10 protein-coding genes, 1 tRNA gene and 1 other RNA gene are annotated in these 12,691 nt (G+C 70.9%); 7 read left to right on the plus strand and 5 right to left on the minus strand.

The window, feature by feature from the left end:
- Positions 1 to 2: 2 nt before the first annotated feature.
- Positions 3 to 1,520 carry a SulP family inorganic anion transporter gene (locus ACWICD_RS10165; protein WP_454140078.1) on the minus strand — a complete coding sequence of 506 codons (1,518 nt, stop codon included), beginning with the start codon at positions 1,518 to 1,520 and terminating at the stop codon, positions 3 to 5.
- 207 nt (positions 1,521 to 1,727) lie between these two features.
- Between ACWICD_RS10165 and ACWICD_RS10170 the strand changes: the two genes are divergently transcribed.
- Positions 1,728 to 1,976, plus strand: coding sequence for a type II toxin-antitoxin system Phd/YefM family antitoxin (locus ACWICD_RS10170; protein WP_376125551.1), 249 nt, complete (start codon positions 1,728 to 1,730; stop codon positions 1,974 to 1,976).
- A complete protein-coding gene (locus ACWICD_RS10175) occupies positions 1,973 to 2,239 on the plus strand; it encodes a Txe/YoeB family addiction module toxin (protein WP_376125554.1) in 267 nt (88 codons plus the stop codon). Before ACWICD_RS10170 ends, ACWICD_RS10175 begins: the two co-directional genes overlap by 4 nt.
- 24 nt (positions 2,240 to 2,263) lie before the next feature.
- Here the strand turns inward: ACWICD_RS10175 and ACWICD_RS10180 are convergent.
- The 4 genes from ACWICD_RS10180 to ACWICD_RS10195 form a co-directional block, all read right to left on the minus strand.
- Positions 2,264 to 2,351: transfer RNA gene (locus tag ACWICD_RS10180), tRNA-Ser, on the minus strand.
- Between the two features lie 26 nt (positions 2,352 to 2,377).
- A complete protein-coding gene (locus ACWICD_RS10185) occupies positions 2,378 to 4,639 on the minus strand; it encodes a transglutaminase TgpA family protein (RefSeq protein WP_454140079.1) in 2,262 nt (753 codons plus the stop codon).
- Complete coding sequence (locus tag ACWICD_RS10190) at positions 4,629 to 5,885, minus strand: DUF58 domain-containing protein (RefSeq protein ID WP_376125558.1); 1,257 nt, start codon at positions 5,883 to 5,885, stop codon at positions 4,629 to 4,631. The genes ACWICD_RS10185 and ACWICD_RS10190 overlap by 11 nt, the downstream gene beginning before the upstream one ends.
- Before the next feature lie 10 nt (positions 5,886 to 5,895).
- Positions 5,896 to 6,876 carry an AAA family ATPase gene (locus ACWICD_RS10195; protein ID WP_376125560.1) on the minus strand — a complete coding sequence of 327 codons (981 nt, stop codon included), beginning with the start codon at positions 6,874 to 6,876 and terminating at the stop codon, positions 5,896 to 5,898.
- 115 nt (positions 6,877 to 6,991) lie between these two features.
- On the opposite strand from ACWICD_RS10195, the gene ACWICD_RS10200 reads away from it, so the two are divergent.
- The 5 genes from ACWICD_RS10200 (at position 6,992) to ACWICD_RS10220 (ending at position 12,627) form a co-directional block, all read left to right on the plus strand.
- Positions 6,992 to 7,465: a hypothetical protein gene (locus ACWICD_RS10200; protein ID WP_454140080.1), complete on the plus strand. Its 474-nt coding sequence runs from the start codon at positions 6,992 to 6,994 to the stop codon at positions 7,463 to 7,465.
- On the plus strand, positions 7,462 to 9,093 hold the full coding sequence (locus tag ACWICD_RS10205) for a DUF5671 domain-containing protein (RefSeq protein WP_454140081.1): 1,632 nt from the start codon (positions 7,462 to 7,464) through the stop codon (positions 9,091 to 9,093). The genes ACWICD_RS10200 and ACWICD_RS10205 overlap by 4 nt, the downstream gene beginning before the upstream one ends.
- 23 nt (positions 9,094 to 9,116) lie before the next feature.
- Positions 9,117 to 9,213, plus strand: an RNA gene (gene ffs, locus ACWICD_RS10210) — signal recognition particle sRNA small type.
- A 37-nt stretch (positions 9,214 to 9,250) separates the two neighbouring features.
- A complete protein-coding gene (gene pta / locus ACWICD_RS10215; RefSeq protein WP_454140082.1) occupies positions 9,251 to 11,395 on the plus strand; it encodes a phosphate acetyltransferase in 2,145 nt (714 codons plus the stop codon).
- The gene (locus ACWICD_RS10220) at positions 11,392 to 12,627 is read left to right on the plus strand and encodes an acetate kinase (RefSeq protein WP_454140083.1); all 1,236 of its coding nucleotides are present in this window, start codon (positions 11,392 to 11,394) and stop codon (positions 12,625 to 12,627) included. The genes pta and ACWICD_RS10220 overlap by 4 nt, the downstream gene beginning before the upstream one ends.
- Positions 12,628 to 12,691: the final 64 nt, after the last annotated feature.

A 12,691-nucleotide genomic window follows, 5' to 3' on the forward strand; every position in this document is an offset into this window, starting at 1 on the left:
GCTCAGGCCTCGGGTCCGCTGCTGAGCCGGCGGTGCAGGCGCGCCGTCGCCTCGTTCATGCCCTCGAACACGACCGTCTTTCCGAGGTGGGTGTACTTGGTCTGGATGGCATCCAGCGCGGCGACCGTCGAAGCGTCCCACACGTGCGAGCGCGCCATGTCGATGACGACGCGGTCCGGATCGCGCGAGTACTCGAACTGCGTCGTCAGATCGTTGCTCGAGGCGAAGAAGAGCTCGCCGTCGACCGTGTAGTGGGCCACGGGGGAGCCGTCCGTCTCGGCGACGCGCCTCGTCACCGTGACGAAGTGCGCCACGCGGCGAGCGAAGAGGATCATCGCGGCGACGACGCCCGCCCCGACGCCGATCGCGAGATTCTCGGTCCAGACCGTCATGGCGACCGTGATGAGCATGACGAGGGTCTCGCTCTTCGGCATCCGTCTGAGGGTGGCGAGGCGGATGCTGTGCCAATCGAACGTCGCGACCGAGACGACGATCATCACCGCGACCAGCGCGGCCATCGGGATGATGGCGACGATGTCGCCGAGGACGAGCACGAGGATCAGCAGGAAGACACCCGCGAGGAACGTCGAGATGCGGGTGCGGGCGCCGGATGCCTTCACGTTGATCATCGTCTGGCCGATCATGGCGCAGCCGCCCATGCCGCCGAACGCACCGGAGAGGACGTTCGCGACACCCTGGCCCCACGCCTCGCGCGTCTTGCGGGAGTGCGTGTCGGTGATGTCGTCGACGAGCTTCGCCGTCATGAGCGACTCGAGCAGGCCGACCACGGCCATCGCGGCGGAGAAGGGGAAGATGATGCTGAGCGTCTCCCACGTGAGAGGAACGTTCGGGATGAAGAGCTCGGGCAGACTCTGGGGGAGTTCGCCCTGATCACCGACAGTCGGCACGTTGAGCCCGAAGACGACGGTCGCGCCCGTGAGAAGGACGATCGCGACGAGAGGTGCGGGGATCACCTTCGTCACGAGCGGCATCAGGTACATGATGAGCAGGCCCGCCACGACGAGGGGGTAGACGAGCCACGGCACGTCGATGAGCTGCGGGAACTGCGCCGCGAAGACCAGGATGGCGAGCGCGTTGACGAAGCCCACCATGACGCTGCGCGGGATGAACCGCATGAGCTTCGCGACGCCGAGGACGGCCAGGACGATCTGGATGACGCCGCCGAAGATGACCGTCGCGATGAAGTAGTCCATGCCGTACTCGCGCGCGACGGGCGCGATGACGAGGGCGACCGCGCCCGTCGCCGCAGTGATCATGGCGGGCCGGCCACCGAGGAACGCGATCGCCACGGCCATCACGAACGAGGAGAACAGGCCCAGGCGAGGGTCGACGCCCGCGATGATCGAGAACGCGATGGCCTCGGGGATCAGTGCGATCGCGACGACGAGGCCGGCCAGCACCTCGCGGGTGAGGATGCGGGGGCTGCGCAGGGCCTGCAGCACGGTCGGTTCGATCCGGTAGCGGCTCGGCGGGTCCTGCGCGGGCGTGACAGCAGTCATGCGGGCTCCGTTCGGGCGTGCGAGACGAGATTCACTGGGTGGAGCGCACCCTTGCGCATGTTCTGGGTGGTTCTGCTGAGGGGCAGATGGCGGCCGGCTCGGTGCGGCCGAATGGACTCTACCGTCAAGCTATCCGGCCGGAGCGACGGCGGGGCGTGCGCTATCGACCGAGTGGTACCATATCCGGTACGGCTTTGAGGAGGCGCCATGGCAATCACGACGAGCGAAGCGCGGCGGGACCTGTTCGGCCTCATTGAACGCGTCAACCTGGACCACAGCGAGGTGGAGATCATCTCGAAGCGCGGCTCCGCGGTACTGATCTCCAAAGATCAGTACGACTCGCTGGTGGAAACCAGCTACCTGCTGCGTTCACCGGAGAACGCCCGCCGACTGCTGAACGCGATGGAGAGCGCTCGCTCGGGTGAGGTGGCAGAGCGCGAGCTGCTCGAGCCGTGACCGAGCGCAAACTCGTCTGGACGTCCGAAGGCTGGGAGGACTATCTCTACTGGCAGACTCAGGACCGAAAGACGCTGAGACGCATAAACACACTGATCGGCGACATCCTTCGAGACGACCCCTTCGAGGGGATCGGTAAGCCCGAACCCCTCAAGTACGCGCTGGCCGGCGCTTGGTCGCGACGAATCGATGAAAGCAATCGGCTCGTTTACGTCGCCGACGAGCAGCACGTCACGATCTTGCAGGCCCGATACCACTACTGAGGCCTGCGTCGCGACTCATCACACTGGCGGAGGATAGGGGATTCGAACCCCTGAGGGCTTGCACCCAACACGCTTTCCAAGCGTGCGCCATAGGCCACTAGGCGAATCCTCCAGGGCCCCGGAGGGCCACGGGCTATCCTACCCTGCGCGCGCGACCCCTGATGCGTACACGCTCCCCGGCCGCACGACGAGGGACCGTGGGGCCACGACGGCGAGCAGCCGCCGCGACGGGGGCGCAGCCGCGAGCAGTGCCGCGCGGACGGCGGCGGCGGCCTCGGTCACCTCATCGCCGTGCCAATAGCCGGCGACGCGAGCGGGCGCGTAGCTCGCCCGCTCGATCGCACGCACGAGCACCTCGATGGCATCGGCGGGGGCGCCGTACTCCGCGACGAGTCGCGCGGCGAACGCGCGCGGCGACTCGCTCGCCGGAACGGGCGCGCCGACGTCGATCGCGGCATCCTGCATCATCGCCCACGCCGCGGCGGTGTCACCCGCGCGCGAGGCGGCGACCAGCCGACGACGGCGCACTTCGCGTGCGAGGGCGGGCATCGCGAGGAGGAGCAGCACGCCGAACACGACGACGACCGTCGGGATGGTGCCGGCCGCCCCGGTGCCCGCCCCGGGCAGCGCTTCGTCGCGCGGGTCCAAGCGCGAATCGGGGGCGGGTGTCGTCGACGCGCTCGCCGACGCCGACGGCCGCGGCTCCGCCTCGTCGTCGGCGTCGACATCGGTCGGACTCGACGCGGACGACAGGAACGCCGTGGGGGAGCCGAGACCGCTCGTCGGCTCGAACCCGATCCACCCGATGCCGTCGAAGTACACCTCGGGCCACGCGTGCAGCAACGAACTCGACACGGAATACACCGTCTCGTCGTCCTCGGCGTCATCGGTCGCGGCGCCCGGCAGGTAGCCGACGACGATGCGGCTCGGCATGTCGAGCGTGCGTGCCATCAGGGCGAACGCCGACGAGAAGTGGATGCAGTAGCCCCGCCGCACCTCGAGGAACCGCTCGACGGCCTCGACCCCCGTGCCGTCGAAGCCGTCCTCGACGGGAGCATCGAGCGAGTAGCGGAAGTCGGGTCCGCGGAACCAGCGCTGCAGGGCGATGAGCGCGTCGTAGTCGTTCGTCGCGCCCGCCGTGATCTCGGCGGCGAGTTCGGCGACGACGGGGGGCACGTCGCCCGGCAGCGCCTGGGCGTCCTCGAAGGCTTCGCCCGACCCCGTCGACCGCGCGCGGATCTGCTCGAGCGTGGGGCGCGGCACGCTCGCGACGACCTCATACCGCTGCCCCTGCGTCGACCCGGTCTGCGCCACGACGGTGCGGTTGTAGGGCACGGCCGCCCACTCGCCCTCGAGCCCGTTCACCTCGACCGCGGGGAACGTGATCGGCGCCCACACCGACGCGAGGTTCACGACCTCGACATTCGCCGTCGTCTCGACCATGCGGATGTCCTCCCCGACGCCGAGTGCGCCCAGACCGAACGCACTGTCCAGCGGCACGGTCCGCACGCGGTCGGGCAGCCACACGTCGCCGTCGAAGCGGGACAGCGTCGTGGCGCGCAGGTACGGCGCGGTGGATTCCGTCGAACGCATCCGCAGCACCTCGATCTCCTGCGGCCGGCGCAGGTCGTCGCCCAGCTGCAGGCTCGCGTCGATGCCCGGTCCGCCGCCCAGGCCGCCGCCGGTCTGCACCGCGGGCGTCGGCAGCAGGGGAGCCGCGACGACGGCGACGACGAGGGCCACGGCGGCGATGCTGAACGCCGTCGCGGGCACACCGGCCCGTCGCTCGACGACGCGCTCGGCCGGCGCCTCGCGCGAACGGGTTTCGGCGCGCAGCAGGAACAGCACCGCCGCCCCCAGCAGCACGAAGGCCGTGACATCGATGCGGCCCGGCACGGCGATCGCCGGAATGAGCGAGACCGCGATGATCCCGATGGATGCCAGCAGCGGCATACGCGCCGTGAGCACGACGTGATCCACGAGCACCGTGAGCAGCCCCAGGGCGCCCACGATGAGGAACGAGAGCGCAGGCGTCGCCGGGAGCGGAGCGGCACCGACGGCGATCTCCTCGAACGCCTGCGCGACGAGCGAGGGCACGACCCCGATCGTGTCGGGCGTGGGGATGACCCACAGGAAGGCCGTGTCGCGCAGGAAGAGTCCCGTGAGGCAGAGCACCCAGACAACGGCCTCGATGAGCGACACGGCGACGGCGGGCAGGCCACGTCGCCGTGCGACGTGCCCCGCGCCGAGCACGATGACGGCGACCCCGACGGATGCCGCGAGCCACCAGCTGCCCTGCACCATGGGCAGCACGGGCACGAGCGCGGCGGTGAGCGCGGTGAGCAGCGCGACCGTGGTGAGCAGGTCGCCGCGGCCGACGGGTCGTGCCTCAGCCGACACGGCCGGCTCCTCGTCCGACGGCGGCGCGCCACGGGTCGGTGACGTCTCCACCCGCCTCGAGCGCGCCCGTGTGCCAGCCCGCGTCGGCGGTCCGCTCGAGGGCGTCTCCGACCGGCGCCGTCGTGAGCAGCACGGGAAGCGCGCTGTGGTGGGCGACGGCGGCCAGGGCCGTGGCATCCGCGGGATCGAGGCGTCCGACGATGACGACGACGGGCCCCGTCATGACCCCCGCGAACAGCTGCGCGACGCGCGGGAGATGGTCGTCGCGCCGGGCCATGATCGTCGCGAAGCGCGTGAGCAGTTCCTCGATGTCGGAGGGGTCCGCATCATCGAGCCGCTCGATGAGCACGGCGCCGTCGGAATCGAGCACATCGACGGCATAACCGTCGCGCACGAGTCGGGCGACGACCGAGACGCACGCCGACACGCCGGTCTCGAAGCCCGGGTCCGCTCCCGTCTCGACGAGCGCATCTGCCGACCAGCGCAGCACGCTCCGGTCGAGCACGACGGTCGCCTCGGGGGTCGATTCCTGCTCCTCCTGCCGCACCATGAGCTCGTCGCGGTGGGCCGTCGCACGCCAGTGGATGCGCCGCATCGAATCGCCCGGCGCGTAGGGCCGCGCGATGAGGTTGTCGGCGCCCTGCCCGAGCTGGTCGACCGCGGTGTGCAGCATCCCGCCCGATTCACCGGCGAGGTCGGTCAGCGCCGGCAGATCGACGAGGGCCGGTGCCACCGTCACGACGGTGCGCTCGCGCAGACGGATGCTGCGCCGGGCCAGCCCGAACGGGTCGCTGCAGCGCAGCGTCAGCGGTCCGATCGAATGGATGCCGCGCCGCGCGCCCGTCGCGACATACGTCAGCTCCAGGGTGCGGTTGCCGCCGTGCACGCCGCCGATGAGTCCCGAGCCGAGCGCCGCGAAAGCCCCCTCTGCGGGACCCGTGAGCCCGGCCGGAAGCTCGTCGCGCCAGGTTCCCGCCGGCGTCGGGACGACGCTGCGCAGCCCGACGCGCACGTCGACGTGCGTCTGGGTGCCCACCGTCACGACGTCGGGGTGCAGCGAGCGCGCGACGGCGTCGGTGCGGCGCAGCAGGTGCAGGCTGCCGACGCTCGCGACGAGCACCGCGATGAGCAGCATCCCGAAGTACTGCAGCTCGGTCACGCCCAGTTCGCTCGCGAGCACGAAGCACGCGATCGCGAGCACGAGCGCGCCCGTTCCCCGAGGGGTGAGCGGCCACAGGCGTCTCATGGTCTCGCCGTCACTGCCGCGCCGCGATCGGCACCCGCACGGTCGCCGCGATGCGCTCGAGCACGGCGGTCACGGTCTCGGTCGCGTTGCGCGCTCGTCCGGCCGACCGCGCCGGGATGAGGCGGTGCGCGAAGACGGGAGCGAGGAGGTCGGTGAGATCGTCGGGGATGACATAGCTGCGTGAATCCAGCGCCGCCCACACCTTGGCGGCGCGCACGAGCTGCAGCGTCGCGCGCGGGCTCGCGCCGAGGCGGAGGTCGGCGTGGCCACGGGTTGCGTGGGCGAGCCCGACGGCGTACTCCTCCATCGCGGGGGCGACGTGCACGGCCCGCGCCGACGCGATGAGCTGTGCGACGGTCGCGCTCGAGGTGACCGGAGCGAGCGCGTCGAGCGGGTTGGCCGTCTCTCTCTGGCGCAGCATGAGCGCTTCGGCGCGGGCATCGGGGTAGCCCATCGAGATGCGCATCATGAAGCGGTCGCGCTGCGCTTCGGGGAGCGCATACGTGCCCTCCATCTCGAGCGGGTTCTGCGTCGCGACGACGAGGAACGGGTGGGGGACGAGGTGCGTGCGACCGTCGACGGTGACCTGGCGCTCCTCCATCGCCTCGAGCAGCGCCGACTGCGTCTTGGGGGAGGACCGGTTGATCTCGTCGGCGATGACGATGTTGGCGAAGATCGCGCCCTGCTTGAACTCGAACTCGCGCTCGATCGGGTTGAAGACGCTCACGCCGGTGACGTCTCCGGGGAGCAGATCGGGCGTGAACTGGATGCGGCGCACGCTCGCGTCGACGGATGCCGCGAGGGCGCGGGCGAGCATCGTCTTGCCGACGCCGGGCACGTCCTCGATGAGCAGGTGCCCCTCGGCGAGCAGGCACACCAGCGCCGAGCGCACGGCCTCGGGCTTGCCGTCGATCACGGTCGTCACCGACGACACGACGGCGTCGGTGATGCGCGTGAACTCGTCGCCCGTGAGGACCTCGGCATCGGGCATGCGACCCCCTGGGATGCGGTGAAGCGGGCCGCGGCGCCCGCACAACGATGGTAACCGCGCAGACCCGGGGGCGGGCCTGCGCGGCGAACGCCGGATTTTGCGGCACCATGAGCGCATGAGCGAAGAAAGCGCACCGGCCCCGACGCCGGGCCGCGGCCCGCGTGCCGCCCTCATCACCCTCCTCGTGCTCGTCGGGGTCGTCGTGGTGATCGCCCTCGTCACCGTGCTGCTGCGCGGCGGTCCCACGGCGCTGGACGAGACCTCGCCCGAGGGCGTGGCGCAGCGCTACACGCAGGCGCTCATCGACGGCGACGTCGAGGCCGCCGTCGAGCTGCTCGCTCCGGGCGACGACGACTGCGGCTACTTCATGCCCGACGGAACGGAGTACCGCGTCACTCTGGCGGGAACCACCGTCGACGGCGACACGGCCCGAGTGCGCGTCGTGGTCACCTACTCGTACAGCGGCGGCCTCTTCGGCGGGGGCGAGTCGCAGTCCGAGGAGCTCTTCCGACTCACGCGCGCCGACGGGGACTGGCTCATCGTGTCCGCGCCCTGGCCCTTCGTCGAGTGCATGCGGAGCGCGCAATGAGAGGTCAGACGGTGGTTCGCCGCGTCATCGTCTTCTTCGTCCTGTTCTCGCTCGTCACCGTCGCCGCGATCGGCCTGAGCGGCCTTCTCGCCCGGCTGCTCGACGTGGGCACGGTCGTCGTCGACGTCGGCGGCGGCGACATCGCCCGCTCGCTCGCCTTCACCCTCATCGCCACCCCGCTCGCCGTGGCGCTGTGGTGGTGGGAAGCACGTCGGCTGCGCACCGATCCCGAGGAACGCTCCTCCATCGGGTGGGGCCTGTACCTGCTCGTCGTCACGCTGACCTCGCTCGTCGTCGCCACGGTGGGGATGGGGGATGCCGCGGCCGCCGCACTCGCCGGTCAGTGGCGTCCGGGGGCGTTCGCGACCGGCGTCGTCTGGGCGGCGGTGTGGGTGCTCCACCGTGCCCTCCATCGCAGCCCGTCGGTGTCGCCGATGCGGCTCGGGATCCCGATCGTGTCGCTGTCGGCGGTGTGGGGGCTGGCCGTGGGGGCCTCCGGGGCGATCGCGGCGATCGCGGCGCTCGTTTCCGACGCGCTCGATGGCGCGTCGGTGCTCGTGGCGACCAACGGAACCGCCGTCGCCGTGCTGCAGGGACTCGTCTGGGCGTTCCTCGGCGCCGCGGCGTGGGCATGGCACACCTACGGTGAGGGTGCACGTACGGCGGGAGGCGGCTTCGCCGAGATCGTCCTCGTGGCCGTCACCGCCGGCTTCGCGGCCCTCGCGCTCGTCGGCGCGGGGGTGCTGCTGCAGAGCATCCTGCGCCTCCTGTTCGGAGACGGGGATGCACGCGGCGTGCTGACGTCGGTCGATGTCGCCCTCGCCGCGGCGCTCGTCGCCGGCATCATCAGCACCTACTACGGGGGTATCGCGCATCGGGCCTCATCGAGGGTCCGACAGGCGACGAGGCTTGCCGTGGCGGGGATCGCCGTCATCGGCGCCGCGAGCGGATTCGGTGTCGTGGTGAACGCCCTTCTGGCCTCGCTGACGGCGCCGATCGTGGCGACCGCGCCCCTCACCCTGCTGCTCGGCGGACTCAGCGCCCTCGTCATCGGCGCCCCGGTGTGGTGGCTGGCGTGGCGGCCCGCCCATCCGAGCCCACCGGCTGTCGCTCCGCCCGCCGACGCACCCGTCGACGATCGCGCGCGCCGCGTCTATCTCGTCATCGTGTTCGGCACGAGCGCGATCGTCGCGATCATCGCGCTGCTGATGATCGGCTCGCGGCTGCTCGCGCTCGTCTTCGACGCGTCTTCTGCCGGCGGCGCCATCGACGCCCTGCGCGCACCGCTGGGCGTGCTCGTCGCGACGGGAATGGTCTTCGCCTACCACTTCGCCGTGTGGCGGCGCACGCGCGGCACCGCCGCCGACACTGCGAAAGCGACGATCGGGAGGATCCTCCTCGTCGCGGGCGGTCCGGAAGGGGAGTCGCTGGCGGCCGGGATCCGAACCGGTCTGGGGGTGCCCGTCACACTGTGGCGCACCGCCGATGCGGCCCCGTCGGAGCACCCGGCCGCGTTCTCCCATGACGCGCTGTCCGAGCTCGTGCAGTCGCTCCGCGGCATCGTCGCGCCGCGTGTGCTCGTCATCGCGGATGCCGCGGGCCCGCGGATCATCCCGTTGGCGGAGTGAGCGCCCGAGGCGGGTACACTGGAGCCAGCTCTCCGCGAGGCGGCATCCAGGCCAACTCCCCCAGGACGGAAACGTAGCAAGGGTAACCAGGCTCTGCCGGGTTCGCGGAGAGTCTTACTTTTCCCCGGTGGATCCGGTGCGCGCCTAGGGTGGACGAGTGGCGCAGAGCATCTACATCACGTCGGCCGAAGGTCACTCGGGTAAATCCACGATCGCCTTGGGCGTTCTGGATGCCATGAGCCGGGCGACTCCCCGGGTCGGAGTCTTCCGCGCGATCGCCCGCTCGACGGACGAACCGGACTACGTGCTGCAGATGCTGCTCGATCACGACGGCGTCGATCTGCCCTATGAGGACTGCGTCGGCGTGACGTACGACGACGTGCGACTCGATCCGGATGCCGCCCTCGCCACGATCGTCGAGCGGTTCAAGGCCGTCGAGGCGCGGTGCGATGCGGTCGTCATCGTCGGGTCGGATTACACCGATGTCGCCAGTCCCGCCGAGCTCGCCTACAACGCGCGCATCGCCGCGAACCTCGGCGCACCCGTGCTGCTCGTGCTGAGCGGCCGCGCCGGCCAGGGCGAGCAACTCGGCGCGTCGACGGCGCGGACACCCGAGCAGGTCGGGCAGATCGCGTCGCTCGCGCTCACCGAGCTCGCGCACGGGCGAGCGGGTCTGCTCGCCGTGATCGCGAACCGCGTCGACCCCGACCGCCTCGCCGAGACCGTCGAGGCCGTGAAGGCCGTCGTCGAGACGGCGCCGCACGCCGGACGCGCCAGCGCCGAGCACCCCGCCGCCGTCTGGGCGCTGCCCGAGGACCGGTTCCTCATCGCGCCGTCGGTGCGCGGCGTGCTCCGGTCGGTCGCGGGCCGGTTCGTCAAGGGCGACCCCGACCTGCTGACGCGCGAAGTGCTGAGCGTCGTCGTGGCGGGCATGTCGATGGTCAACGTGCTGCCGCGCCTGGAAGAGGGCGCGATCGTCGTGGTCGCCGCCGACCGCACCGAGGTGCTGCTGGCGACGCTGCTCGCGAACGCCTCGGGCACCTTCCCCTCGCTCGCCGGCATCGTGCTGAACGGCCCGTTCCCGCTGCCCGACCCGATCAACCGGCTCATCGACGGCCTCGCCTCGTCGCTGCCGATCATCACGACCGACCTCGGGACGTACGAGACCGCGCTTCGCGTCATGCGCACGCGCGGGCGGCTCGCCGCCGACTCGCAGCGGCGTTACGACACGGCGCTGGCGATGTTCGAGACGCACGTCGACACGGCCGAACTGACCGAATCGCTCGGCCTCGCGCGATCCACGGTCGTGACGCCGCTCATGTTCGGGTACGAGCTCGTCCAACGCGCTCGCAGTCACCGCAAGCGCATCGTGCTGCCCGAAGGCGGCGACGACCGCGTGCTGCGAGCGGCGGCGCGCGTGCTCTCGAGAGGCATCGCAGACCTCACGATCCTCGGCGACGAGACCGAGGTGCGCTCGCGGGCCATCGAGCTCGGGGTCGACATCGAGCAGGCGCACGTCCTGTCGCCCTTCGACCCGGGCCACGTGGACATGTTCGCGCGCGAATACGAGCGCCTGCGCGCGCACAAGGGCGTGACGTACGCGAAAGCTGCCGACACGGTGACCGACGTGTCGTACTTCGGCACGCTCATGGTGCATCTGGGCCTCGCTGACGGCATGGTCTCGGGCGCCGCCCACACGACGGCGCACACGATCCGGCCGGCGTTCGAGATCATCAAGACGCGGCCCGACGTCTCGGTCGTCTCGAGCGTGTTCCTCATGGCGCTCGCCGACCGCGTGCTCGTCTACGGCGACTGCGCCGTCATCCCCGATCCGACGATGGAGCAGCTCGCCGACATCGCGGTGTCGTCGGCCGCCACCGCGTCGCAGTTCGGGATCGACCCGCGCATCGCGATGCTGTCGTACTCGACGGGGGAGTCCGGTTCGGGAGCCGACGTCGAGAAGGTGCGCGGCGCGACGCGACTCGTGCGCGAACGCGCGCCCCAGCTGCTCGTCGAGGGCCCCATCCAGTACGATGCCGCGGCCGACGTCGCCGTCGCGGCGGCCAAGATGCCCGGCTCGCAGGTCGCCGGCCGTGCGACGGTCTTCGTCTTCCCCGACCTGAACACGGGCAACAACACCTATAAGGCCGTGCAGCGCTCCGCGGGGGCGATCGCGATCGGCCCCGTGCTGCAGGGGCTCAACAAGCCCATCAACGACCTCTCGCGCGGCGCGCTCGTCGAGGACATCGTCAACACGATCGCGATCACGGCGATCCAGGCGCAGGGAGAGGATGCCGTATGAGCACGGTGCTCGTCGTCAACAGCGGGTCCTCGTCGTTCAAGTACCAGCTGATCGACATGCAGACCGAGTCGGTTCTCGCCTCGGGCCTCGTCGAGCGGATCGGCGAGGCCGTCGGCCGCGCGGTGCACACGGTCGAAGCCGCCGCGCTGGCCGACCCTCGCGGTCCCGCACCGACCGTCGTCGAGGCGACGTACGAACGCGAACTCGCCATCCCCGACCACACCGCCGGCTTCGCCGTCATGCTCGACGCGTTCGCCGAGCACGGGCCCTCGCTCGACGAGCGGGCGCCGGTCGCCGTCGGTCACCGGGTCGTGCACGGGGGCGCGCGCTTCTTCGAGCCGACCATCATCACGCCGCTCGTCGAGATCAACATCGACGAGCTGTCCATGCTCGCGCCGCTGCACAACCCCGGGGCGCTGCAGGGCATCCGCGCCGCCAGACTCGCGTTCGCCGACATCCCGCACGTCGCGGTCTTCGACACGGCGTTCCATCAGACCCTCGCGCCCGCCGCCTACACCTACGCGATCGATCGCGAACTGGCCGCCGAGCACCGCATCCGCCGCTACGGCTTCCACGGCACGTCGCACAAGTTCGCCTCCGAAGCCGCGGCGGCCTTCGTCGGTCGCCCGCTCGGCGATCTCACCCAGATCGTGTTCCACCTCGGCAACGGTGCATCCGTCACGGCGATCGACGGCGGACGCTCCGTCGACACGTCGATGGGCATGACGCCGCTCGAAGGCCTCGTGATGGGCACGCGATCGGGTGACATCGACCCGGCGGTGCTGCTGCAGCTGGGGCGTCGCGCGGGCATGTCGATCGACGATCTCGACACCCTGCTGAACAAGCGCTCCGGCCTGCGCGGTCTCGCCGGCGTGTCCGACATGCGCGACGTCGTGCAGCGTATGGAGAAGGGGGATGCCGCGGCGACCCTGGCGTTCGAGGTGTATCTGCATCGCCTGCGCGGTTACGCCGGTGCATACCTGGCGCAGCTCGGCGGCGTCGATGTCATCTCGTTCACGGCCGGTGTCGGCGAGAACTCCGCCCTCGTGCGGGCGGGCGCCCTCGCGACACTCGGCTTCGCCGGCGTCGAGATCGACCCCGCCCGGAACGAAGAGCGGGCACGGGGGACCCGTCGCATCTCGACCGACGCGTCGCGTGTGACCGTGCTCGTCGTGCCGACCGATGAAGAGCTCGAGATCGCGCGTCAGACGCTGCAGGCGACGGAAGCCTGACGGCGGGTGTCGCTCGCGGCGCGCGCCGATTACGCTTGCATGACGGCGCGAAGGTGGGCCGAGC

The sequence above is a fragment of the Microbacterium sp. NPDC055357 genome (assembly GCF_053644835.1).